The organism is Streptomyces sp. NPDC053079, from assembly GCF_044546695.1.
GTDB lineage: Bacteria > Actinomycetota > Actinomycetes > Streptomycetales > Streptomycetaceae > Streptomyces.
The window spans coordinates 1-24,488 of record NZ_JBITZJ010000008.1; the positions used below are offsets into that span (position 1 = coordinate 1).

The window sequence follows — 24,488 nt, forward strand, 5'->3', positions numbered from 1 at the left end:
GTCAACATATCTGGCGTTGACTTTTGGCACGCTGTTGAGTTCTCAAGGAACGGACGCTTCCTTTGTACTCACCCTCTCGGGCTTTCCTCCGGGCGTTCCCTTCGGTGTTCCACCACTCTATCAGGAGTTTTCCGGCCCCCTTACCGCTCGTTTTCTGCATACGAATGCACGCAGACATACAGAAGCGGATCCGGGAATTGGATCTTATCCGATGGAGTGCCGCCCTCCGCCTTGCCAGCAGTTGACTGCGGGCCTCGGTCGTGGGCAGGAATCTGACAGTACATGCCTCGCCGATCCGAGGCAAATCGATTACGCAGCGCACACGCGGTCCCGCGCGCACGCTCGTGCGGAATCCTCAGTTCCTATGACTTAGGCTTCCGACCAGTGCGCCGTCCAGGACAGGTAGTGACGGCGCGTGATGAATCTCCACCTCTGGGAGGCTTCCCATGACCACCGTGACGTCCCCGATCGCCGGACGCGCCATCGGACTCGCGGCAGTGCCCGATCCGGTTTTCTCCGGCGCGATGGTGGGACCCGGTACCGCCATTGACCCCGTGCGTGAGCCCGCCGCCGCGGTCTCGCCCGTCGACGGTGTCATCGTCTCGCTGCACCCGCACGCGTTCGTCGTCGTCGACGGCGAGGGCCACGGTGTGCTGACGCACCTCGGCATCGACACCGTCCAGCTCAACGGCGAGGGCTTCGAGCTGCTCGTCAACAAGGGCGACACCGTGACGCGCGGGCAGGAAGTCGTGCGCTGGAACCCGGTCGCCGTCGAAGAGGCCGGCAAGTCGCCGATCTGCCCGATCGTCGCGCTCGAGGCCACGGCCGACGCGCTGGCCGACGTCCGCGAAGAGGGCGACCTCAAGGCGGGCGACACCCTCTTCACCTGGCAGTGACGTTTCACCTGCGGTGACCTTGAGCCGTCCGTGGGACGGCGCGTACGACATCCACTGCGGCGGACACGACCCGCCGCATCCAACCGGAGACGGGTGAAATGGAGACAACGCTGCGAGGCGTCGGCGTGAGCCACGGTGTGGCGATCGGCGAGGTGCGGCACATGGGCACGGCGGTTCTCGAACCGCCGGCCAAGCAGATCCCGGCGGACGAGGCGCCGCGCGAGCAGGGGCGTGCGCGCCAGGCCGTCGAGGCCGTCGCCGCCGACCTCATCGCGCGCGGCAACCTGGCCGGTGGCGAGGCCCAGCACGTGCTCGAGGCCCAGGCCATGATGGCGCAGGACCCGGAGCTGATGGCCGACGTCGAACGGCGCATCACCGTCGGCAGCACCGCCGAGCGTGCGGTGTACGACGCCTTCGCCGCCTACCGCGCGCTGCTCGCCAACGCGGGCGAGTACCTGGCCGGCCGCGTGGCCGACCTGGACGACGTGCGCAACCGCATCGTCGCGCGCCTGCTGGGCGTGCCGATGCCGGGTGTGCCGGACAGCGACGAGCCGTACGTGCTCATCGCGCGGGACCTGGCGCCGGCCGACACCGCGCTGCTGGACCCGACGCTGGTGCTGGGCTTCGTGACCGAGGAGGGCGGGCCGACCAGCCACAGCGCCATCCTGGCGCGGGCGCTGGGGGTTCCGGCCGTGGTGGCGCTGCCGGGTGCCGGGGAGCTTGCCGAGGGCACGGTGGTGGCCGTGGACGGCAGCACGGGCGACATCTTCGTCGACCCGAGCCCGGAGAAGCGTGCGGAGCTGACGAAGGCCGCGGAGGAGCGCAAGGCCGCGCTGTCCGCGTCGTCGGGTCCGGGTGCGACGTCGGACGGGCACAAGGTGCCGCTGCTGGCGAACGTCGGCGGTCCGGCGGACGTGCCGGCCGCGGTCGAGGCGGGTGCGGAGGGCGTGGGCCTGTTCCGTACCGAGTTCCTCTTCCTTGACGACAGTGCGAAGGCGCCGTCGGAGGCCAAGCAGGTCGAGGCGTACCGCAAGGTGCTGGAGGCGTTCCCCGAGGGCCGTGTGGTCGTGCGGGTGCTGGACGCGGGCGCGGACAAGCCGCTGGACTTCCTGACCCCGGCCGACGAGCCCAACCCGGCGCTGGGCGTGCGGGGTCTGCGCACGCTGCTGGACCACCCGGAGGTGCTGCGCACGCAGCTGACCGCGCTGGCCAAGGCCGCGCAGGGGCTGCCGGTCTACCTCGAGGTCATGGCTCCGATGGTGGCGGACCGGACCGACGCCAAGGCGTTCGCCGACGCGTGCCGTGAGGCCGGGCTGCAGGCGAAGTTCGGTGCGATGGTGGAGATTCCCTCCGCCGCGCTGCGGGCGCGTTCGATCCTGCAGGAGGTCGAGTTCCTGTCGCTGGGGACGAACGACCTGGCGCAGTACACGTTCGCGGCCGACCGTCAGGTCGGTGCGGTCTCGCGTCTGCAGGACCCCTGGCAGCCCGCGCTGCTCGACCTGATCGCCCTGTCGGCCGAGGCCGCCAAGGCGGAGGGCAAGAGCTGCGGCGTGTGCGGCGAGGCCGCCTCGGACCCGCTGCTGGCCTGTGTGCTGACGGGTCTGGGTGTGACGAGCCTGTCCATGGGCGCTGCCTCGATTCCTTACGTGCGTGCCACGCTGGCCAAGCACACGCTCGCGCAGTGCGAGCGTGCGGCGGCCGCCGCCCGTGCCACGGACTCGGCGGAGGAGGCCCGTCGGGCCGCGCAGGCGGTGCTGTCCGGCGAGTGAGCCGGGGCGGCACGCGTGATGTGCGTGTGAAGTGAGAAGAGAAGGGGTGTCCCGCCGGCCGGCGGGACACCCCTTCTTTCAGTCGGCCTCCTCCATGCCGAGGTCGATGCCGGCGCTGTATTCGACGCCGGGCTCGGGTGGTACGGGTTCGCCGGTGCGTGCGTCGGTGCAGTAGGCGGCGAAGACCTCGGCCTCACTCAGGGGGCGCAGCCCGCCGTCCTTCAGTCCCCATCCCCGTACGGTGTCCGGCCGGCCGGGCAATGTGGTGCGCAGGACGACGCCGCCGGGGCGGTCGGTGGCGAGGCCGGCCGCCAGGACGGTGCAGAAGACGAGGGCCGCCGCCTCGCCCAGCTGCAGTCGGCCGTCGTCGCACTCGGTGGGGAGCACGGCGACGAGTGGGGTGTCCCCTTCGGCCTGGACGCTGCAGACGAGGTGGTGTCTGCCCTCCCCCACGGCCTCGACGATCCGGCGCAGTGCCTGGGAGGCGCGGGCGAAGGCGGCCCGGCCGATGTCCTCTCCGCAGGCGGCGCAGTCGCCGCCGGTGGCCAGCAGGGCTGAGGCGTACTCCCAGGTGGCCTGCTGCTCGGCCTCGTGGACGAGGTGGGGCAGCAGGCGGGTGAGGGGCCGGCCGTCGTAGGTGACCTTGGTGCCGGCCGCGGCGACCTCGGCCGTGTAGCGGGTGCGGCTGAGGGCGGTGTCGGGATCGAGGTGCAGGTCGGTGCAGTACTCCTCGTAGTCCACGGGGTCGAACAGGGCGATGCTGGTGTAGGTGCCCTGGGCGGCGAGTGCGCGCAGGTGCCCTTCCATCTGCCGCAGGTATGCGGTGTGGTCGTCGAAGTGGAAGCTGTCGTACCGCCGCATGGCGGCGAAGTCCCTCTCGTCGGCCAGGACGGCCACGGTGCTCGGCGTCTCGTCGCGCAGCCTGCGTCGCGCGGTCGGCCGCCGCCGGTCGTTGTCGGTGTGCGCCATGTGCTTCTCCCCCTCAGCGCGAGTGATCGATGCTCACTCACAGTAACCGGGGGGTCTGACAACGGGCCGGCCGGCGGCGGTCGGCCGGTCAGCGGCGTTCGCGTCCCAGGCGTTCGTAGAAGGCGAGGAGTCCGGGGGCGTCGACGGATCCGAGGTTGACCGCCTTCTCCAGCGGGGTGCCCTGGAGCAGGCGTTTGACGGGGACCTCGATGCGCTTGCCGGTGAGGGTGTGCGGGATGCCCGGGACCTCGATGACCTCGTCGGGGACGTGGCGCGGGGAGAGTTGTTCGCGGATGGTGCGCTTGATGCGGTCGAGAAGGTCGTCGTCGAGCGTGGCGCCGGGGGCGAGATGGACGAAGAGGGGCATCCAGTAGCCGCCGTCGGGCTGTTCGACGCCGATGACGAGGGATTCGCGGATCTCGGGGAGGCGTTCGACGGCCTCGTAGATGTCGGCGGAGCCCATGCGGACGCCCTGCCGGTTGAGGGTGGAGTCGGAGCGTCCGTGGATGACGACGGTGCCGCGGGAGGTGAGGGTGATCCAGTCGCCGTGCCGCCAGACGCCCGGGAACATCTCGAAGTAGCTGTCGCGGTAGCGGCTGCCGTCCGGGTCGTTCCAGAAGTGGATCGGCATCGAGGGCAGGGGGGCTGCGACGACGAGCTCGCCGACCTCGTCGACGACGGGCTTGCCGTGGGCGTCCCAGGCCTGGAGGTCCGTGGCGAGGCACGGGGCCTGCAGCTCGCCGATGTAGACCGGGAGGGTGGGCACCGCGCCCGCGAAGCAGCTGCAGACGTCCGTGCCGCCGCTCACCGAGGCGATCCACATGTCCTCGGCCACCTCGTCGTGGATCCACCGGAAGCCGTCCGGCGGCAGCGGCGAGCCCGTGGTGGCGACGCACTGGACGCGGGAGAGGTCGAAGTCGCGGCCCGGGTGGACACCGGCCTTGCGGCAGGCCATGACGTACGCGGCGGAGGTGCCGAAGAGCGTGGCGCCGGTGCGCTCGGCGATGCGCCACTGGGCGGCGGTGTCGGGGTGGCCGGGGCTGCCGTCGTACAGGACGACGGTGGAGCCCACCAGGAGGCCGGAGACGAGGAAGTTCCACATCATCCAGCCGGTGGAGGTGTACCAGAAGAAGCGGTCGCCGGGGCCGAGGTCGCAGTGGAGGGCGAGCTGCTTGAGGTGTTCGACGAGGATGCCGCCCTGGGACTGGACGATGGCCTTGGGCAGGCCGGTGGTGCCCGAGGAGTAGAGCACCCACAGGGGGTGGTCGAAGGGGACCTGTTCGAAGACCGGTTCGGTGTCGGCCGACACCAGCGCGTCCCACTCCAGGGCGCCTTCCGGGGCCGGTGTGCCCAGTAGGGGGATGTGGACGACGGCGCGCAGGGTGGGCAGTTCGGCGCGCAGCTCGGCGACGACGTCGGTGCGCTCGTGGCGCTTGCCGCCGTAGTGGTAGCCGTCGACGGTGAACAGGACGACGGGTTCGACCTGCTGGAAGCGGTCCAGGACGCTGCGGGCGCCGAAGTCGGGGGCGCAGGAGGTCCACACGCCGCCGACGGCGGCGGTGGCCAGGAGGGCGACGACGGCCTGCGGGACGTTGGGCAGGTAGCCGCTGACGCGGTCGCCGGGGCGTACGCCGATGCGGCGCAGCTCGGCGGCCAGGGAGCCGACCTGGCGGCGGAGCTCGGCCCAGGTGACGGGGCACGGTTCGTGGGTCTCGTCGACGTGCAGGAGGGCGGGTTCGCCGGCTCTGGCTGGGTCCTGGGCGGCGCGCAGGGCGTGCTCGGCGTAGTTGAGGGTGGCGCCGGGGAACCAGCGGGCGCCGGGCATGGCGCGGTCGGCGAGGACGCGCTCGTAGGGGGTGGAGAAGCGGACGTCGCACCACTCGGTGAGGGCCTGCCAGAACGGCTCGGGTTCCTCCACCGACCAGCGGTGCAGGGCCGCGTAGCTCGCGACGGGGTCGCCGGCGACGGGTGCGGGGGCGCCGTGCCGCTCGGCCGCCCGGCGGTGGAAGCGGGTGACCTGGGCGCGGGCGATGCGGTCCTCGCCCGGGCTCCACAGGGGCTGCGGCGAGTCGGCGGGCTGCGGTGCGGTGGTCATCTGGCTGCTCCCGGGCGGTACGCGTCGTGGGCGGCGCCGTGGCACGGCGGGATCGGCGCGTGACACGGCTGACCAGGACGATGCCATGTGATCGACTCCCGCACCAGGGGTGGTGTCACACCGCCATGTGGGGGGCACGCCCTGCTGGGGTGAACGCCGGTTGAACGCTGCGCGAGGCGGATGGGGACGGTGGCAGGGTGAGCGACATGGACGCGGGTGACCTTGTGCGAACGGTGAAGTGGATGGCCTCGTTGCGGACGGTGGGGAGCGCACAGGGCCTGCGGTCCGTGCGCTCGGCGTGGCGGCGGCGCCGGGTGGACGCGGCCGGGCTGCCGCGGCCGGGGGCGCAGCGGGCGCGGGTGCCGGGGCCGGCGGAGGGTGCGGATCCGGAGCCGGGGGGCGGGGTGGTCCGGTTCGCCCGGTCGTCGCTGCGGGTGCGGGTGGCGGCGGGCGGTGCGGTGTTCTGCGGGTGGGACGGGGCGGCTCCGGAGCCGTCGTACGCGCTGGCGGGGCCGGTGCCGGAGGTGGACGAGCGGGCGGTGCTGGAGCCGGACACGGACGGTGGCTGGCGGGTGGTGTCGGAGCGGGTGCTGGTGGTGGTGTCCCGGCACGGGGCGGTGGAGGTGCGCACGCCGGGTGGGGTGATGCTGCGCCGTGATCTGCCGCCGCGCTGGTGGGAGCCGGTGGCGGGGGCGCCGGGCGGTGCGCGCTGGGTGCAGCGTTCGGAGGTGGCGGCGGACGCGCGGTTCTTCGGGCTGGGCGGGCGGGCGGCGGGGCCGCGGCTGCGGGACGGGGTGTACCGGCTGTGGAACACCGATCCGGGGGGTGCGTTCGAGCCGGGGGACGATCCGCTGTACATCACGATGCCGGTGCAGCTGGTGGTGGCGGACGCGGGCACGCATCTGGCGTTCTGCGACAACACCTGGGACGGCCGGGTGACGTTGTGGGAGGGCGAGGAGGGGGCGGGGTCGGGGCACGACCGGCCGGGGCGCTGCGATATGCGGATGGAGGGCGGTCCGCTGCGCTCGTGGGTGATGGTGGGCACGCCGGCGCGGGTGCTGCACGGCTGGGCGGCGTTGACGGGCAGGGCCGCGCTGCCGCCGGCGTGGGCGCTGGGGTATCAGCACGCGCGTTGGGGGTTCGGCAGTGAGGGCGAGGTGCGGCGGGTGGTGGCCGGTTACCGGGAGCGGGGGCTTCCGCTGTCGGCGGTGCATCTGGACATCGACCACTACCGGGGGCACCGGGTGTTCACCGTGGACCGGGAGAGGTTCCCGGATCTGCCGGGGCTGGCGGCCGATCTGCGCGGTGAGGGCGTGCGGCTGGTGTCGATCGTGGATCCGGCGGTGAAGGTGGAGCCGGGGCTGGAGGTGTACGACAGCGGGCGGGAGGCGGGGGCGTTCGTGCGGGACGCCCGGGGCGAGGACGTGCGGGGCGAGGTGTGGCCGGGTGAGTCGGTCTTTCCCGATTTCACCGATCCCGGGGTGCGCCGGTGGTGGGGCGAGCTGTACGCGGAGCGGCTGGTGCAGGGCTTCTCCGGGGTGTGGCACGACATGAACGAGCCGGTGTCGTTCGCGGCGTTCGGTGATCCTTCGCTGCCGCTCTCGGCCCGGCACGCGCTGGAGGGGCGCGGTGGCGACCATCGCGAGGCGCACAACGTGTACGGGCTGTCGATGGCGCGGGCGGGCTACGAGGGCCTGTGCGCGCTGCGGCCGCAGGAGCGGCCGTTCCTCTTCTCGCGGTCGGGCTGGGCGGGCATGCAGCGCTACGGCGGGACGTGGTCGGGGGACGTGGCGACGGGCTGGCCGGGGCTGCGGGCGTCGTTGGCGCTGGTGCTGGGGCTGGGGCTGTGCGGGGTGCCGTACTCGGGGCCGGACGTCGGGGGGTTCACCGGCTTTCCGTCGCCCGAGCTGTTCGTGCGGTGGTTCCAGCTGGGTGCGTACATGCCGCTGTTCCGTACGCATGCGGCGATCACGGCGGGGCGGCGGGAGCCGTGGGAGTTCGGGGCGGAGGCGCTGGAGCACACGGGGGCGGCGCTGCGGGAGCGGATGCGGCTGTTGCCGTACTACGTGACGCTGGCGCACCTGGCGCAGCGGACGGGGGCCCCGTACGTGCGGCCGGTGTGGTGGCGCTCGCCGGAGGACCGGGCGCTGCGGGACTGCGAGGACGCGTTCCTGCTGGGTGATTCGCTGCTGGTGGCGCCGGTGCTGGAGGCGGGGGCGGACCGGCGGGCGGTGCGGTTGCCGCGCGGGCGGTGGTACGACACGGCGACGGGGCGGGCGCACGAGGGGCCGGGGCAGGTGCTGCTGGACGCTCCGCTGTCGCGTGTTCCGGTGCTGGCGCGGGCGGGTTCGGTGGTGCCGGTGGCGGGTGCGGACGGGGCGGTGGAGCTGGAGGTGTGGCCGCCGGCGGCGGGGCGCACGGGGGGCGGGGTGCTGATCACGGACGCGGGTGAGGGGTGGGAGCGGCCGGAGGTGGTGCGGTTCACGACCCGGTCGCGGAACGGGCTGGTGGCGGTCGAGCAGGAGGGGGCGTCGGAGGTGGCGTACCCGGTGCGGTTGCGCGGCTGAGGCGCCGTACCCCCTTCCCCGGGGCCGCGGCGCCTGGTAGTTGAGGGGGTCATGTCGAGACTCTCCGTTGTGCTGCGCGCCGTGGTGGCGGCGCTCGTCCTTCCCGTCGCCGCCGTGTCCGCTCCCGCGGTGGCCGCTCCGGCCGTGCCGGGAGGTCCGCAGCGGCAGGCGCCGCCGGGCTTCGTCGCCCTCGCCGAGGTGGATCCCACGATCGTGCAGGAGATGCGGTACGCCGGGGTGCACAACTTCACCGGCCACCGTGTCGAGGGCTACGAGCGTCCGCGCTGTCTGCTCACGCGCCCGGCCGCCGAGGCGCTGCGCCGGGCGCAGCGCGGGCTGCTGCGGCAGGGGTACACCCTCAAGGTCTACGACTGCTACCGGCCGCAGCGTGCGGTGAACGACTTCGTGGCGTGGGCGAAGGATCTCGGGGACGTGCGGATGAAGGGGGAGTTCTATCCGCGGGTGGAGAAGTCGCGCTTGTTCGAGGACGGCTACATCGCGGCGAAGTCGGGTCACAGCAGGGGCAGCACGCTGGATCTGACGGTGGTGCGGTTGCCGGCGTGGCCGACGCGGCCGTATGTGCCCGGTGAGCCGCTCGTGCCGTGCTTCGCGCCGAGGGCGGAGCGGTTTCCCGACAACTCCGTCGACATGGGCACCGGCTTCGACTGTTTCGACACGCTCTCCCACACCCTCGATCCGCGGGTGCAGGGCAGGCAGCGGGCCAACCGGCTGCTGCTGAAGTCGGCCATGGAGCGGGCGGGTTTCGGCAATCTCCCGGAGGAGTGGTGGCACTACACGCTGAAGGACGAGCCCTATCCGTCGACGTATTTCGACTTCCCCGTGCGCTGACGCGACGGCCCTTGACGCTCCTGCGGGGCCGCAGAACACTGCCCGTTGCCGCGCGGCCTTCCGCGCGGTCCTCGCCGACCGGCTTCCGACTGGGGAGACGCCATGACGGGCTCGTACGTAGCCGCGATCGATCAGGGCACCACCTCGAGCCGCTGCATGATCTTCGACCGGGACGGGGCGGTCGTCGCCGTCGACCAGCGGGAGCACCGGCAGATCTTCCCCCGGCCCGGCTGGGTGGAGCACGACGCGAGCGAGATCTGGGCGAAGGTGCAGGCGGTGGTGGCCGGTGCGCTGTCCCGGGCGGGGCTGCGGGCGGACGAGCTGAGCGCGCTGGGCATCACCAATCAGCGCGAGACGACGGTGCTGTGGGACCGCGCCACGGGCCGGCCCGTGCACAACGCCGTCGTCTGGCAGGACACCCGCACCGCGGCGCTCTGCCGGGAGCTGGGCGGCGCGGAGGGGCAGGACCGGTTCCGGCGGGCGACGGGTCTGCCGCTGGCCAGTTACTTCTCCGGTCCCAAGTGCGCCTGGCTGCTGGATGAGGTGCCGGGGCTGCGCCGGCGGGCGGAGAACGGGGAGATCGCGTTCGGGACCGTCGACTCCTGGCTGATCTGGAATCTGACGGGCGGTACGGACGGGGGCGTGCACGTCACGGACGTCACCAACGCCTCCCGCACCCTGCTGATGGACCTGCAGAGGCTGGAGTGGGACCCGCGGATCCTGGCGGCGATGCGGATCCCCGAGGCGGTGCTGCCGGAGATCCGCTCGTCGGCGGAGGTGTACGGGCGGGCCACCGGCCGGCTGGCCGGGGTGCCGGTGGCGGCCGCGCTCGGCGATCAGCAGGCGGCGGTCTTCGGGCAGACCTGCTACGGGGTGGGCGAGGCCAAGAACACCTATGGCACCGGAAGCTTCCTGCTGCTGAACACCGGGACCAGGCCCGTGCCGTCCAAGAGCGGTCTGCTGACGACGGTGGGGTACCGGCTCGGTGGTGAGGACCCGGTGTACTGCCTGGAGGGCTCGATCGCGGTGACGGGCTCGCTGGTGCAGTGGGTCCGCGACCAGCTGGGTCTGATCCGTTCGGCCGACGAGATCGAGGCGCTGGCGGCGAGCGTCCCCGACAACGGGGGCGCGTATGTGGTGCCCGCGTTCTCCGGGCTGTACGCCCCGTACTGGCGCTCCGACGCCCGTGGCGTGATCACGGGGCTGACGCGCTACGTCACCAGGGCGCACCTGGCGCGGGCGGTGCTGGAGGCGACCGCCTGGCAGACGCGCGAGGTGGTGGACGCGATGGCCGGGGACTCGGGCGTGCGGATCACCGAGCTGAAGGTGGACGGCGGGATGACCGTCAACGGCCTGCTGATGCAGCACCAGGCCGATGTGCTGGGGGTGCCGGTGATCCGTCCGGTGGTCGCCGAGACGACCTCGCTGGGGGCGGCCTACGCCGCCGGGCTCGCCACGGGGGTGTGGCGGGATCTGGACGAGCTGCGGTCGCACTGGCGGCGGGACGCGCGGTGGGAGCCGCGGATGGACGGGGCGGAGCGGGAGCGCGAGTACCGCCAGTGGCGCAAGGCGGTGGAGCGTACGCTCGGCTGGCTCGACGAGGACGTTTAGGCGCGCCGCGTCGTCAGACGGCTGGAGGGTTCGTCAGACGGCGGCGGCCCGGCGGTCGGTGATGCCTGCGGCGAGCGCGTGTTCGACGACGGAGACCAGGACGTGCTTGACGGACTCGCGCTCGCGGGCGTCGCACATGATGACGGGCACCTCGGGGTCGAGGTCGAGGGCGTCGCGGACGGCTTCCTCGGGGTAGCGGACCGCGCCGTCGAAGCAGTTGACGGCGAGGGTGAAGGCGATGCCGCGCCGCTCGAAGTAGTCGACGGCGGCGAAGCAGTCCTCCAGGCGCCGGGTGTCGGCCAGGACGACCGCGCCGAGCGCGCCCTGCGCCAGTTCGTCCCACAGGAACCAGAAGCGGTCCTGGCCGGGGGTGCCGAAGAGGTAGAGGACGAGGTCCTCGCGCAGGGTGATGCGGCCGAAGTCCATGGCGACGGTGGTGGTGGTCTTGGCCTCGACGCCGGAGGTGTCGTCCACCGGACGGCCAGCCTCGGTCAGCAGTTCCTCGGTGCGCAGCGGCTTGATCTCGCTGATGGCACCGACGAGGGTGGTCTTGCCCACGCCGAAGCCGCCGGCGACCAGGACCTTGAGGGCCACCGGGGTGACCGAGGGTCGTATCCGGCGGTCAGAGCGCCCGAACACCATGGGTTTTTCCTCCGATTCAGGGTCAGTGCGGCATCGCGCTCCCCCGTGGTAGTGATCGTTCCGTAAGGACCACCGCCTCGACAACCCCCGTCCGGTCCGCTCCGGGCCGGCACCGGACCGCCCGGGTCCGGTGCCGGCCCGGGGCGGCCGGTCACAGCGCCCGCAGGCCCGCGATCACCTCGCGCAGGATGCCCGCGTCGGGCAGCTCCGCCGGCGGGACCGGGCGCGAGGCCCGGACGTAGCCGGCGTCGATCAGGTCGGCGACGAGGACGCGGACCACGCCGACCGGGAGGTCGAGCCCGGCGGCGAGTTCCGCGATGGACCGGGGTTCCTCCAGGGCGAGCTCGGCGATGTCGAGGTGCTCCGGGGAGAGGGTCCGGTCGGCGATGGCGTGTGCCCCGCCGGGGTGGGCCACCAGGAAGTCCTCGGCGACGACGAGCGCGATCAGGTCGAGCCGCTCCTCGGCCGGGCCCCGTGTGCGGCCGCGGGTCATGGCGTACGGACGGACCACGGGGCCCGCCGCGTCGTCGTACCAGCGGGCCTCGTGCGCGGGGTCTCCGGTCATGCCGCCGGTCACTCGTCGGCGACGCCGGCGCGCGGAGCGGTGGCCAGGTGCGTGCCCACCCGCTTGACGAGCAGCGTCATCTCGTAGGCGACCTGGCCGATGTCGGAGTCGGCGTCGGCCAGGACGGCCAGACAGCTGCCGTCGCCGGCGGCGGTGACGAACAGGAACGCCTCGTCCAGTTCGACCATGGTCTGGCGGACCTGGCCGGCCGCGAAGTGGCGGCCCACGCCCTTGGCGAGGCTGTGGAAGCCGGACGCGACGGCTGCCAGGTGCTCCGCGTCCTCGCGGCTGAGCCCCTTGGAGCTGCCGGTGGCCAGCCCGTCGCTGGAGAGCACGAGTGCCTTGCTGATGCTGCTGACGCGCTCGACGAGTTCGTCGAGGAGCCAGCTGAGCTCACCGGTGCCGGTGGTCTGCCGGGCCGGGTCCGTCTGCGACGGAGCGTTGCGTATGGCGGCCTTCGGTGCGGTCATCGACCGTCCCCCTCAATTGTCGTTCCTGGTGCTGTGGTGCTCGGTGGGTTCGTCGTCCCCCGGTGCCCCGGCCCGTCATTGTGCTCCCGCCCGCGTTCCCAGCCGCGCTGCAGGGCCGCCATGCGGGCCCGTACCTCCTCGGCGTCGCGGTCGGCGCCGGCGTCGGCGGGGTCCGGTTCGGGACGGGTGCGGGCGGCCGGGGCCTCCTTCAGCTGCGGCACGAGGCTGGCCTGGCGCACGCGCCGGGGGAGGCCGCCGGTCGGGGTCCGTTCGGCGTCGGGGCCGTCGGGGGCCTGGTGGTGCTGCTCTCCCGGCCCGCCGTCGAGCGGGCGGAGCGCGGGCTCCGCCCCGGCCGGGCCGGGGGCGGGCCGCTTGCGCGGGAGCGGGCGGCCGCCGGTGTCCTCGGTGCGCCGGGCGCCGCCGAGGGGCAGTGTGTCGGTGAGCAGCGTGGAGGGGATGAGCACGACGGCCGTGGTGCCGCCGTACGGGGAAGTCTGCAGGCTGACGCGGATGCCCTGGCGCTGGGCGAGCCGGCTGACCACGAAGAGGCCGAGGCGGTCGGTGTCGGAGAGCTCGAACTCGGGGGTCTCGGCGAGGCGCAGGTTGGCCTCGAGCATCGCGTCGGGGGTCAGGCCCAGGCCGCGGTCGTGGATCTCCAGGGTGAAGCCGTTGGAGACGCGTTCGCCGAGGACCTGGACGGTGGTGTGCGGCGGCGAGAAGACGGTGGCGTTCTCGAGCAGTTCGGCGAGGAGGTGGGTGAGGTCGGCGACGGCGGGGCCGTTGAGGGCCAGGCGCGGCAGCCGGCGCACCTCGATGCGTTCGTACGCCTCGACCTCGCCGACGGCCGCCCGGACGACGTCCATCAGCTGGATGGGCTTGCGCCACTGCCGGGAGGGGGCGGCGCCGGAGAGGATGACCAGGCCCTCCGCGTGGCGGCGCATGCGGGTGGTGAGGTGGTCGAGGCGGAAGAGGTCGGCGAGTTCGTCGGTGTCCTCGGTGCGCCGCTCCATGGTGTCCAGGAGGGTCAGCTGACGGTGCAGCAGCACCTGGCTGCGGCGGGCGAGGTTGACGAAGACGTCGGAGACCCCGCGGCGCATGTCGGCCTGCTTGACGGCGGCCTCGACGGCGGCGCGCTGGAGAGTGTCGAGGGCCTGGCCGACCTGGCCGAACTCGTCGGAGCCGTGGGCACGGCGGGGGGCCTCCGCGTCGACGTCGACCCGTTCGCCGGCCGCGAGGCGGCGCATCACGGCGGGCAGCCGGACGCCCGAGATCTCGTGGGCCTCCTTGCGCAGCCGGCGCAGGTCCCTGACCAGGCCGCGGCCGACGCGCAGGGAGATGACGAGCGAGGTGACGAGGGCGGCGAGGCCGAGGACGGCGGCGATGGCGGCCTTGATCAGGACGCCGATGGCGACGGGCCGTACGCGGGCGCCGAAGCGCTCGGCGGATTCGACGCCCATCCGGCCGAGGTCGTCCAGGACGGGGCCGGAGGCGGCCTGCCAGCGCTGGGCGTCGGTGACGTGGGCGGCCCGGGCGGCGCCGGCGAGGATCACGGTGTCCTCGGCGGAGCGCAGCGCCTGGGCGTGGGCTCCGCGCCAGTAGTCGTCGAAGATCTTCTGCTCGGAGTCGGGCAGGGCGGCCAGGTGGGTGCTGTAGAGCACGCGGCGCTCGGCGACGCGGTCGGAGAAGGACCGCAGGTCCTGTCTGCTCATGCTGCCGGCGGCGAGGGCGGCGGCGAGCAGCGCGTCCTGACGGGAAAGGGCCTCGCGGGCGCGGGCGATGCCGACCAGGGCGCGGCCCTGGCGGTCCATGCCGGCGTCCTGGAGGGCGCTGAGGCTGCCGAGGAAGTCGTAGTAGGGCTCGACGAGTTCGTTGTAGGCCTGGAGCGCGGTGTAGCGGGTGAGGGTGTTGTCCTCGACCTTGCGGCGCAGGCCCTCGATGCCGTCGAGGCTCTTCTCGATGATGTGGAAACGATTCGCCGCCTCGGCGGCGATCTCGTCGCGCACACCGTCGTGGAACCGGGCGCGGAAGTCTGCGACCGTCCTGTCGGTCAGGCGCTGCCGTTCGCGCAGCTCTGCCAGGGCGTCGCCGCGCCGGGGGTCGGCGAGGTAGACCAGCGTCTGGCGGCGTTCCTTCTGCAGCGACCGGACCATGTCGTCGGCGGGGTAGCCGACCTTGCGCATGATGTCGGCGACGGACAGCAGGCGAACGGCCTCGTTGCCGGTGATGACGGTGGCGAACGCCCATAGGCCGGTCAGGGACACCAACGGCACCATCAGCAGCGCCACGATCTTCCGGCGGATCGACTTCCCGCGCAGGCGCATGGCCTCCCCTCCGTCAACCCCGGCGCACGGGGATGGTGTTCCGACAGTAATGCGGCGTGAGCCTACTACTGCGGGGTACGCGCCTCGAAGACCAGTACGGCCGACGGATGGGGGTCTGGCCGGAATCCCCCTCCCCGGGGGAACCTTTGGGGGTCATTGTGCGCTCTTCTCCTAGGGAGACGGAGCCCGGGGCAGCCACTGGGGGAGGTGAGCCGCCATGGACCACGACCACGACATCCCGTCGTACGCCCGCAGGCCGTTGTGGGTCGAGGAGCCGGCCCAAAGGCCGCGCATGCCCGATCCCGTCCGCACGTCCGCGGTGCGGGCGTTCCTCATCGTCGCGGTGACGCTGGTTCAGACCGTCGTGACGATACTGCTGGCGCTGTCCGGCTCCTGGTTCGCCTTTCCGGCGGTGCTGTGCGCGGTGGCCTGCACGGTTGCGGCGACGTGGGGGGTGCTCGACGTGTACGTGACCCGGCAGGTGTGGCTGCAGCGGCACGGCGTGGTGTCCGTGCCGAGCAGCACGGCGCGCCCGGTACGCCGGGTGCGGCGCCCGCACCTCCCCTGACCGGCGGTGGGCCGGGGGCGTGCGGGCGCGGGCGTCAGCGTCCGGCCGGCACCGGCTCGGCGCTCTCCTCCTCCACGGGGCGGCGGAACATCCGCGTGGCCGTGATCTCGCCGTGCACCTTCTCGGCCGCCGCGTCCTCACCGGACCGCGTCTGCGGAAGTCCGGGCCGCAGGTGCTCCTCGACGCTGATGTACTTCAGCCCCGCCCGCAGGTCCGCGTCGTTGCGCAACCGGATGACCAGCGGGAACTCCGCCAGCGCCGTGGTGTCGAACAGGCCGGTCGTATAGAGCAGCTGCACGCCCAGGGCGTCGGCGACGGCCCGCTGGAGCTCCAGCAGGTACGTGGCGTTGGCGCGGCCGATGGGGTTGTCCAGGAACAGCGTGCCGGCGTGCCGCTGCTTGTCGCGGCCCCGGTCGTTGCTGCGCAGCGCCGCCATGGTGCAGTACAGCGCGATGGCGGCGGTCAGCAGCTGGCCGCCGGAGAAGACGTCGCCCATCTGCCGGACCGGGACCCGCTCGGCGCGCAGCACCGCGTCGGGCTTGAGGATCTCCACGGCCACGCCGCGCGGCAGCAGCGCCGCGTGGACGCCGCGCAGCAGCAGGGACATGCCGTCGCGGCGCAGGTCGGAGTTCTTCTTGACGGCGGAGCGGGTCGCCTCGTCGATGACCTCGCCCAGGCGCTCGGTGAGCGTGGACTGGTCGGGGTCCTCGAAGCGGATGCGCAGGAACTCCTGGCCGGACCACTCCCCCAGGCCCTCGGGCAGCCGGGACAGGCGCTGGGCGGAGCGCAGGGTGGTCAGCGAGGACTCCACCAGGCCGCGCAGCCGGTCGACGATGCTGTCGCGGTTGCGCTCCAGCTGCTCCAGCTCGTCGGTCAGCACCCGCAGCCGGGGCGCGAAGGCCTCGGCCCAGGCGGCGGCGTGCTCCGGCAGGGCGGCGGCGGGCAGTTCGCGGATCTGCTGGCGGGCGGGGGTGCGCACCTGCTCGTAGCGGGTGGAGTTGGCGTGGCGTACGAGGACGTCGCTCGCCTCACGGACGGAGGCCTCGGCGGCCGACAGGTCACCCGCGCAGCCGCGCAGGGAGCGCCGGGCCTCGGCGGCCGTCTGCCGGGCCTCCTCGAGTGTGCCGGCGTACGGCTCGGGCTGCTCGGCGTCCTCCTCGGGGGAGTTGTCGCGCATCAGGTCGCGCAGGAGCGCGCAGGTGTCGTCGAAGCCGGTGGCGGCGTCCTCGGCGGCGCGGTGGGCGCGCACCAGGTCGGCGTGGGCGCGGCGGGCGCCGTCGAGGGCGTCCGTGCGGGCGGCGAGCTCGGAGGTGGCGGTGCGCAGCAGCTCCTTGGCCCGTTCGGCGTCCGCGGGCACGAGCTCCTCGGGGAGCTCGGTGTGGGCGTCGCCGTCGGCGGGGGCGAGGCGCTCGGCCTCGCCACGCAGGCGGCCCAGCTGCTCGCTGGCGGTGGACGCGCGGGTCTCCAGCATCGCCACGAGGGCCTCGGCGCGGGCGACCGCGGCCTGGCGGGAGGGTCCGTCGGCGCCGTCGGTGCCCTCGAGGAGCTGGGCGGCGCGGGTGCGGACCTTGTTGGTGAGGCGGTCGAGCTCGGCGCGGGCGGCGCTCTCGTCGCTCTCGGCGCGGGCCTGCTCGGCGCGCAGGTCGGCGCCGACGCCGACCTTCTCGTAGAGCTGGGAGGCGGCGCGGTAGGCCTCGCGCAGGGCGGGCAGGGACGCGACGGGCGGCTCGGTGCCCTCCGGCGCCGCTTCTTGGGTGTCCGGGGCTCCGGCGATCTCGGCGCGCTCGGCGCGCAGGGCGCGGGCGGTGCGGCGGGCGTCGTCGGCGGCGCGCTGGGCGGCGCGGCGGTCCTCGTCGGCGGCGCGGGCGCGGTCCACGCAGACCGCCGCCTGCTCCTCGGCCTCGGCGGCCTCCTCGGCGAGTTCGCGCTGCCGGCTCTGCCAGTTGGCGCGCTCGCGCAGCCGGTAGGCGAGGCCGGCGAGCGCGTCGGCGACCCGGCGGGCGCGCTGGGCGGCCTCCTGCCGTTCGTCGCGGACGCGGGCCGTCTCGGCGGCGACCTCGTCGGCCTCGGCGCGGGCGGTGCGCAGCTCGGCCAGTTCGCGCTGGGCGGTGTCGGCGGCGGTGCGGGCGTGCTCGGCCTCGGCGGCCAGCTCGGCGAGGCGGCCGGCGGGGCAGCCGGCGCGCCAGGAGGCCAGGCGGGCGGCGAGCGTGCGGTCGCCGGCGAGGCGGGCCGCCACGGTGCGGATCTCCTCGTCGCGGGCCATGGCGCGCTCGCGCAGGGCGTGCCGCTCCTCGTCGGCGGCGCGCTCGTCGTGCATGGCTGGGTTCGGGGGTACCAAAAAGACGCCCGAGTCCGCCGCGCCGGAATCCGGGGCGGGGGCGAGGAGGGCCTCGGCGGTGCCGACGGCCACGGCGGAGCGCGGCAGCAGCGAGGCGGCGCCGAGCACCTCGCGGGCGCGGGTGTGGGAGTCGGCGTCGGTGATGACGACGCCGTCGACGAGCTCGGGGCGGGCGGCGAGGACCGCGGCGTGCCGGGCGGGGTCGACGGCCTGGGCGAGGTAGCGCCAGCCGGGCAGGGCGGGGATGCCGTGCTCGCCGAGGAACTCGACGGCGGCGAGGACGTCGGGGCTGGGGGGCAGCAGCCCGCCGTCGCCGAGGGCGCCCAGGATGCGGGAGTCGTCGGCGGCCGCGGTGCGCAGGTCGAACAGCTTGCGCTCGGCGCCGGCGACGCTCTCGTCGAGCATCTCGCGCAGCGCGTCGGCGTTGCGGTCGAGTTCCTCGGCGGTCAGCGGACCGTTGTCCGCACGCTCGCTGCGGGCGGCGGACGCGGCCGCCCAGACGGCGCCGGGGTAGCCGCTGCCTACGGGCTCGTCCTGGCCGGTGCGCTGGCCGGGCAGCCGGCCCGCGGCGGGCGACTCGGGCAGTCCGAGCAGGTCGAGCAGGCGCTGGTCGGCGCCGATCGACTCGGCCGCGCGGCGCTCGGAGGCGTACGCCGACTCGGCGGCCGTGGCGGCGTCGGCGGCGCGGGCCGCGGCCAGCTCGGCACGGCTCTCGGCGGCGGCCGTCTCCTTGGCCTGCTCGGCGGCCTGGCGGGCGGCCTCGCGGGCGCTGTCGTAGGCGGCGACGGCCGGCTTCTCGGCGTCGCTGGCGGCGAGCGCTGCGCGGGCGGGGTCGGCGTCGGGTGCGCTGTCGTCGAGCCAGCCGGCGCGCACCGCTTCGGCGGTCTCCTGCTCGACCTCGGCCAGGCGCTGGCGCAGGTGGCCGGACTCGCTGCGGGCGCGCTGCGCCTCGGTGGCGGCGGCGGTGGCGTCGCGGTGGGCGGCCTCGCCGGTCTCCTGCAGGACGGCGGAGCGCTCCTCGTGCTCGTTGGCCAGGCGCTCGCCCTCCTCCGCGGCGGCGTTCAGGGCGCGTACGAGCTCGGTGGCCGCCTGGGAGCGGGCGGCCAGCGCCGGGGCGGCGTCCCGCTCGGCCTCGTGGATGGCGGCGGCCACGCGGGCGGAGCGGTCGGCGGCGGCGCGGTGGCGCAGCACGGTCTCGGCGGCCTGCCAGGCGGAGTGCAGGGTGCGGGCGTCGTTGAGCTCGCGGCGCTGGGCGGCGGCGGCCTTCTCGGCGGCGGCCAGGGCCAGCGAGGCGTGCCGGTAGGCGAGTTCGGCGGCGATCAGCGAGCGGCGGCCGCGCTCGGTCTCGGCCGCGGTGACGGCGTCCGCGGCGGCGTCGACCTGGCCGGCCAGCTCGGCGGCGCGGCCGCGCTCCTGGTCGCCGCGTGCGGACAGGCGGTGGGCCAGGACGCGGGTGCGGCGCTCGGCCGCGGCGTGCACGCCGCGGGCCGCGTCGCGCTGCACGGCGGCCTCGGCGATGCGGGAGAGCAGGTCGAGGGAGCCGGCGGTGAAGTCCCGCTCGGCGGTGAGCTCGGCGCGGCGGCCCAGCTTGTGGGCGAAGCCGTGCACGAGGTCGGCGAGGCCGTCGGTGTCACGGGTGTCGGTGACCGCGCGCAGCAGCAGGTCGGTGAAGTCGGAGTCGTTCTTGACGGCGAAGAGGCCGGCCGCCTCGCCCTCGTCGGCGTTCATCTCGCGCTGGTAGCGGAAGAGTTCGGGGTCCAGGCCCAGCTCGCCCAGGTGTTCGTTCCAGCGCTCGTGGATCTCCTCCCACACCACGTCCAGGTTGGGGTAGGCCTTGCCGGCCTCGGTGAGGACGTCCCGGAAGCCCTTCATGGTGCGGCGGCGTCCCCGGGCGCCGGAGGCGCCGGAGAGCACAGCGCCGGAGGCGCCGTCGGCGGCCGGGCGCATCGCGGTGGACTCGGCGACAGGCAGCGAGTCCAGGCTCATGCCGGGGCCGGGGCGGAAGGAGTACCAGGCCTCGGCGAACTTGCGGGGGTCGTTGGAGACCTGCCGGCCGCGCCACTCGCTGACCTTGCCGACGACGATGGACTCGCCGGTCAGGACGTGCTGCCACTCCAGGGCGACGTGGCCGCAGTCGTCGGCGAGGAGGAACTTGCGCAGCACGCCGGAGCTGGCGCCGCCCAGGGTGTTGCGGTGGCCCGGCAGCATCACCGAGAAGATCAGCTTGAGGAGTACGGACTTGCCGCCGCCGTTCTCCAGGAAGAGCACGCCGGCCGGTGCGGGGCGGCGCGGCGGGCCCGTGGGCTCGTCCTCGAAGAACTCCGCCTGCGCGGGCGCGGGAGAGGGCACCGGGGCGCCCACCCCGCGCAGGTCCAGCACGGTGTCGGCGTAGCGCGCACCGGCGGGCCCGATGGAGTAGAGGCGGACCCGGGACAGCTCGTACATGGCGGACTCTCGTTGTCGTTTACGGGCGGTGGATCAGGACGAGTGGAAGGGCAGGCCGGCGTCGGCCACCAGGTCGAGGTCGTCGGCGTGGTCCGGCGGCAGGAGGCTGGCGCCGCCGTCGGCGACGGGCACGACGCCGAGCTCCAGGAGCTCGCTCATGGCGGCGTTGCCGGCCATGTCGCGGACCTGCAGCTGGTAGCGGGCGGTGGTGCGGAAGGCGCCGCCCGCGTCGTCGCCGGTGCGCTGCAGGAAGCCGGAGTCGACGAGGAAGGCGACGGCCTTGGCGATGATGCCGGTGGTGGAGCCGGCCAGGCGGCGGGCGTCCTTGGTGGCGCCGGTGGCGCTGCGGCGCGCGTAGACCCGCCAGGCGGCCTCGAGGCCGGGGGCGTCGGTGGTGGGGTCGGTGTTCTCGCCCTGTTCGGCGGCCTTCTCCTCCAGGCGGCGGCAGGCCTGGCGGACGAAGGCGTCGACGCCGTTGACGGTGATGCGGCCGATGTAGCCGTCGTCGGCGAGGTCCTCGGGGCGCGGGAAGGCCAGGGCGGCGACGGCGAGGTGGGCGAGGCCGTGCAGGAAGCGGTCGGCGGAGTCGGCGGTGGCGCGGCGGGCGTAGTCGCCCATGCGGACGGCGAAGACGGAGTCCTCGGCGGCGGTGACGGCCATGCCGGCCCGGGTGGAGACCTCCAGGACGATCAGCCCGAGCCCCGCGGCGACGGCGTCGGCCAGGCGCGCGAAGGCGGGCTCGTCGCGGTGGCGGCGCAGCAGCTCGGTGTACTCGGCGTCCCGGGCGGGCTGCAGCTTGGGCTGGAGGCCGAACGCGATGAGGCGCGCGGCGTCGGCGGCGTCGGCGGGCGTGACCTGTGCGGTCCCGCTCGCGGCGGGGGCCTCCTCGCCGCCGGCCGCGGCGTCCGGCTCCGCCGGTTCGTAGGCGTCGTACTCAGTCACGGTCGGTGCTCCTGCTGGGGGTGTGCGTGGTGTTGCGGTCGGTTCGGCAGCGCCGGGGACGTGGCCGGGGGCTGATCGCCGTCGTGGCGGAGGGGGAACCCGCTCACACCGCCTCCTGGCGGTCCGCGGCCATGCCGGCCGCGTCCAGCAGGGCCGTGCCGACGATGAGGTCGGCGCCGCCGAACTCGGGGTCGTCGAGGACGGTGCCGTCGTCGACGGCGAAGAGCAGGGACTGCTCGCCCTGGCGGTAGGCGGTGCCGACCGAGGGGCTGGCGGCGTGGACGGCCAGCAGGGCGAGGAGGTAGGGCAGTTCGGGGTCGCGGCGGCGGGCCTCGGCGAGGAGGCCGGACAGGCGGCGGGGCGCGTCCGGCGGCAGGGCCAGCAGCTCCATGGCGCTCGCGAGCTGTTCCTCGCTGAAGCGGCTGTCGTCGGGGGTGGCGATCAGGTCCGGCTCGGGCATCTCCGCGCCCAGGTGCTCGCGCTCGGTGGGCGGCGTCAGCAGCATCTCGACGAGGTCGCCGACGCGCACCGAGGACGGTGTGCGCAGGCCCGTTCCCCGGGCGAAGAACGCGTCGGTGACGCGTCCGGCCTGTTCCAGGGGCAGCGGCAGCAGGGGGGCCAGGAGCTGCCCGTACAGGTCGAGGCCGGACTGGGCGGCCGGGGTCGCGAAGGCCTGGCGGTCCTGCTCGGCGCGGAAGAGGGGGCCGGCCTCCAGCAGCCGGGACTGCAGCTGGGTGTGGCGGCGGATGCAGTCCTTGACGATGTCGACGAGCTCGGCGGCGCGCCGCTTGTGCTCGGGCTCCTCGGCCTCGTCGCGGGCCTTGCGGATGTTGGTGAGGATCGCGTTCTCGTGGCGGTAGCGGTCGGCCACGTGGTCGAGGGCCTCGGCGATCATGTCGGGGACGGCGCGCAGCCAGTCGACGGCGCGGACGTTGCGGCGCGTGGCGTCGAGGGTCTTGCGGAGGGTCTCGGCGTACTGCACCGTGCGGTAGCGGGCCTGCTCTGCGGCGAGCTGGGCGTCGGCGAGGCGGCCGCGGCTGATGAGGACCTCGAGCTTGACCTCGGCGGCGATCTGGGCGCTGGTGACGTCCGTGTCGAGGGCGCCGACCAGGACGTTGACGGCCTCGTCGGTGGTGCGCAGGAAGACCGTGCCGCCGGGACCCGGGACCTCCTCGACGAGCTTGAAGTCGTAGTCGCGCCGGACGTAGACGCCGTCCGCCCCGAACGTGCCGTAGACGGCGCGGAAGCCCCGGTCGACGCTGCCGACGTTGATGAGGTTCTCCAGCACCCAGCGGGCGACGCGCTCGTGCTCGGAGTGGGGCCGCTCGGGCGCCTGGGCGGCGACGCGGGGCTGGAGGCGGGCGACTATCTGCTCGTGGTCGGCCCCGGTGTCGAAGTCCATGTTGAGCGTGACCAGGTCGATGGCGGCGAGCGCCACCTCCGCCATCGCGTAGACGCCGTACTCGCCCGCGAGGTTGGCCTTGCGGGCGTCGAGGTCGTGCAGGGGCGCGGTGCAGGCCAGCGCGCGCAGCCTACGGGCCAGGCCCTCGTCGGCGGCCGGGCCCGGGGCGATGGGGGTACCCCCTGCTCGGGCGGAGCCGGGAGCTCGGGGGAGCGAGGGCCCGTTGAGCTGGGGCGGAACGGCCGCCGGGGCTGCAGAAGTCACGTCGCACAGAGTAGGCGGTCGCACCGACAACGGACGAAACGGCGCGGGCTCGCCGCGGCGGGGCGGCCCACCAGTCTAGAGCGGGGGCCGCCGCGGTCCGGTGGTGGGCGGCCCCTCAGACCGCAAATGCGTACATGATGGCGATATTGCACCCAAGAAGGATGAACGCGGTCGGAAGTTGCGCCTTGATGGGCCCGTACTGGTCCTTGAGCTCCAGGAGCGCGGCGGGCACGACGTTGTAGTTGGCCGCCATGGGCGTCACCAGCGTGCCGCAGAAGCCGGCGAGCATGCCGACGGCGAGGACGGCGGCGGGGTTGCCGTGCGCCTGCTCCACCAGCACCGGCCAGCCGACGGCGGCGGTCATCACGGGGAAGGCGGCGAAGCCGTTGCCCATGACGACGGTGAAGAGGAACATTCCGACGCAATAGGCGACGACCGCGAGGAAGACGGACCCCTCCGGCAGCACGGAGGTGGTGATCCGGCGGACCTGCTCGCCGACCCCGGCCGCCGAGAAGATCGCGCCGAGCGTCGCGAGCAGCTGTGGCAGCAGCATGGCCCAGCCCATCGACTCCAGGATCGACCGCCCGGCGTGCACGGGCGTCGACAGGCGCCGCTCCCGCAGCATCACCATGCCGACGGCGAGCGCGACCACGGAGCCGATGCCCAGGCCCAGCACCGTCTCGCTGCCCTTCTGCAGGATCGGTTCGCCGCCGATGGAGAGCCGCTTGACGCCGACCGCGCAGACCAGCGCGACGAAGGGGATGGTCAGGGCGGGCACGAAGAGCCGGAACCCGAACCGCCGGGCGCCCGCCCCCCGCTCCCGGAGCGTGGCGGTACGGGCCGTGCCGCGCCCGGTGAAGCCGAAGCCCGCGAGGCAGATCATGGCGAGGACGGCGGCGCCCAGCGGTTCGGGGGGCGCGCTCTTGTCCACCACCCAGGTGCTGTAGACGAAGCCCACGCCGAGCAGGCCCCAGAACGCCGCCGTGCCCAGGCGCTTGGGGTTGGTGCGGTCGGCGGCCATCTGGGCGGCCATGACCACGAAGATGCCGCCGACGAGCCAGAAGAACCACTCCGCCTTGATCACTTGACGGCCCCCGCGGTGTCGGCCGCCGCGTGCTCCAGCGTGCGGTCCAGGCGCAGCAGCCGCCACCCGTGGACGGCCAGCGCGCACAGGGCGGTGGGTATCGCCCAGAGCGCGAGCTCCAGCGGTTCCAGGTGAGTGTGGTACGTCGTGTTGACGAAACCGGTGATCAGGAGGATCGATCCGACGGCCAGGAAGACGTCCTCCCCGAAGAACAGTCCGACGTTGTCGGCGCTGGCGGCGAAGGAGCGCAGCTTCTCCCGCGCCGTCTCACCCAGCGGGCCGTGGCGGCGTTCGGCCGCGCCCTCGGCCATGGGGGCGGCGAGCGGGCGTACGGTCTGGGCGTGCCCGAACACGCTCATGAGCCCGAGGGCCGCCGTGGCCTGGCGCAGCAGGAGGTACAGGGCGAGGAAGCGGCCGGGGGTGAGCCTGCCGAAGCGGGCGACGACGGCGCGGGCCTGTTCCTGGAGGCCGTAGCGCTCCAGGAGGCCGATGACCGGGAGGGTGATGGCGAAGATGGTCACCGCGCGGCTGGAGGCGAAGCCGGTGCCGAAGGCCGCCAGCACCTCCCGGGGCGACAGGCCGCCCAGCAGGCCGGTGACGATGCCCGCCGCGCCCACCACCAGCAGGGGGTTGCGCCTGGTGGCGAAGCCGGCCACCACGACGAGGACGCCCAGCAGTACGAGCATGCGTC

Annotated in this window: 16 protein-coding genes and 1 pseudogene; 6 read left to right on the plus strand and 11 right to left on the minus strand. The window is 74.0% G+C overall.

The features are described 5' to 3' along the window. Nucleotides 1-446: 446 nt before the first annotated feature. Nucleotides 447-896: a PTS glucose transporter subunit IIA gene (locus ACIGXW_RS27675; protein ID WP_071964746.1), complete on the plus strand. Its 450-nt coding sequence runs from the start codon at nucleotides 447-449 to the stop codon at nucleotides 894-896. Between the two features lie 98 nt (nucleotides 897-994). Continuing rightward, nucleotides 995-2,665 (plus strand): phosphoenolpyruvate--protein phosphotransferase, encoded by a 1,671-nt coding sequence (gene ptsP / locus ACIGXW_RS27680; protein ID WP_071964745.1) that lies wholly within the window; start codon nucleotides 995-997, stop codon nucleotides 2,663-2,665. Nucleotides 2,666-2,743: 78 nt separating this feature from the next. Here the strand turns inward: ptsP and ACIGXW_RS27685 are convergent, their stop codons facing one another. Together ACIGXW_RS27685 and ACIGXW_RS27690 are read right to left on the minus strand one after the other, a co-directional pair. Continuing rightward, nucleotides 2,744-3,634, minus strand: coding sequence for a hypothetical protein (locus tag ACIGXW_RS27685; RefSeq protein WP_399575441.1), 891 nt, complete (start codon nucleotides 3,632-3,634; stop codon nucleotides 2,744-2,746). A gap of 88 nt (nucleotides 3,635-3,722) precedes the next feature. Continuing rightward, nucleotides 3,723-5,729: an acetoacetate--CoA ligase gene (locus ACIGXW_RS27690; RefSeq protein ID WP_399575442.1), complete on the minus strand. Its 2,007-nt coding sequence runs from the start codon at nucleotides 5,727-5,729 to the stop codon at nucleotides 3,723-3,725. 206 nt (nucleotides 5,730-5,935) lie between these two features. Here ACIGXW_RS27690 and ACIGXW_RS27695 point away from each other — a divergent pair, with 206 nt between their 5' ends. From ACIGXW_RS27695 to glpK, 3 genes are all read left to right on the plus strand, one after another. Next, nucleotides 5,936-8,296, plus strand: coding sequence for a glycoside hydrolase family 31 protein (locus ACIGXW_RS27695; protein ID WP_399575912.1), 2,361 nt, complete (start codon nucleotides 5,936-5,938; stop codon nucleotides 8,294-8,296). A 51-nt stretch (nucleotides 8,297-8,347) separates the two neighbouring features. Continuing rightward, on the plus strand, nucleotides 8,348-9,145 hold the full coding sequence (locus ACIGXW_RS27700; protein WP_399575443.1) for a M15 family metallopeptidase: 798 nt from the start codon (nucleotides 8,348-8,350) through the stop codon (nucleotides 9,143-9,145). A 102-nt stretch (nucleotides 9,146-9,247) separates the two neighbouring features. Continuing rightward, nucleotides 9,248-10,756 carry a glycerol kinase GlpK gene (gene glpK, locus ACIGXW_RS27705; protein WP_399575444.1) on the plus strand — a complete coding sequence of 503 codons (1,509 nt, stop codon included), beginning with the start codon at nucleotides 9,248-9,250 and terminating at the stop codon, nucleotides 10,754-10,756. Nucleotides 10,757-10,789: 33 nt separating this feature from the next. Here the strand turns inward: glpK and ACIGXW_RS27710 are convergent, their stop codons facing one another. From ACIGXW_RS27710 to ACIGXW_RS27725, 4 genes are all read right to left on the minus strand, one after another. Then, nucleotides 10,790-11,398, minus strand: coding sequence for a GTP-binding protein (locus ACIGXW_RS27710; RefSeq protein WP_399575445.1), 609 nt, complete (start codon nucleotides 11,396-11,398; stop codon nucleotides 10,790-10,792). Nucleotides 11,399-11,549: 151 nt separating this feature from the next. Next, the gene (locus ACIGXW_RS27715; protein WP_399575446.1) at nucleotides 11,550-11,963 is read right to left on the minus strand and encodes a DUF742 domain-containing protein; all 414 of its coding nucleotides are present in this window, start codon (nucleotides 11,961-11,963) and stop codon (nucleotides 11,550-11,552) included. An 8-nt stretch (nucleotides 11,964-11,971) separates the two neighbouring features. Next, nucleotides 11,972-12,433 carry a roadblock/LC7 domain-containing protein gene (locus ACIGXW_RS27720; protein ID WP_399575447.1) on the minus strand — a complete coding sequence of 154 codons (462 nt, stop codon included), beginning with the start codon at nucleotides 12,431-12,433 and terminating at the stop codon, nucleotides 11,972-11,974. Further along, nucleotides 12,430-14,754, minus strand: a complete 2,325-nt coding sequence (locus tag ACIGXW_RS27725) for a nitrate- and nitrite sensing domain-containing protein (protein ID WP_399575448.1) — start codon at nucleotides 14,752-14,754, stop codon at nucleotides 12,430-12,432. The genes ACIGXW_RS27720 and ACIGXW_RS27725 overlap by 4 nt, the downstream gene beginning before the upstream one ends. A gap of 217 nt (nucleotides 14,755-14,971) precedes the next feature. Between ACIGXW_RS27725 and ACIGXW_RS27730 the strand changes: the two are divergent. Next, nucleotides 14,972-15,307, plus strand: a pseudogene (locus ACIGXW_RS27730) (hypothetical protein); the annotation flags it as partial. Nucleotides 15,308-15,356: 49 nt separating this feature from the next. Here ACIGXW_RS27730 and ACIGXW_RS27735 read toward each other — a convergent pair. The 5 genes from ACIGXW_RS27735 to ACIGXW_RS27755 all read right to left on the minus strand — a co-directional run bounded on the left by ACIGXW_RS27735 (nucleotide 15,357) and on the right by ACIGXW_RS27755 (nucleotide 24,483). Continuing rightward, the gene (locus ACIGXW_RS27735) at nucleotides 15,357-20,105 is read right to left on the minus strand and encodes a hypothetical protein (RefSeq protein WP_399575449.1); all 4,749 of its coding nucleotides are present in this window, start codon (nucleotides 20,103-20,105) and stop codon (nucleotides 15,357-15,359) included. Nucleotides 20,106-20,138: 33 nt separating this feature from the next. Continuing rightward, nucleotides 20,139-21,047, minus strand: a complete 909-nt coding sequence (locus ACIGXW_RS27740) for a hypothetical protein (protein ID WP_399575450.1) — start codon at nucleotides 21,045-21,047, stop codon at nucleotides 20,139-20,141. 103 nt (nucleotides 21,048-21,150) lie between these two features. Continuing rightward, entirely contained in the window at nucleotides 21,151-22,713 is a 1,563-nt protein-coding gene (locus ACIGXW_RS27745) for a hypothetical protein (RefSeq protein ID WP_399575451.1), read from the minus strand. A 115-nt stretch (nucleotides 22,714-22,828) separates the two neighbouring features. Beyond that, nucleotides 22,829-23,797 carry a DUF979 domain-containing protein gene (locus ACIGXW_RS27750; RefSeq protein ID WP_399575452.1) on the minus strand — a complete coding sequence of 323 codons (969 nt, stop codon included), beginning with the start codon at nucleotides 23,795-23,797 and terminating at the stop codon, nucleotides 22,829-22,831. Continuing rightward, nucleotides 23,794-24,483, minus strand: coding sequence for a DUF969 domain-containing protein (locus ACIGXW_RS27755; protein ID WP_399575454.1), 690 nt, complete (start codon nucleotides 24,481-24,483; stop codon nucleotides 23,794-23,796). The genes ACIGXW_RS27750 and ACIGXW_RS27755 overlap by 4 nt, the downstream gene beginning before the upstream one ends. Nucleotides 24,484-24,488 lie beyond the last annotated feature (5 nt).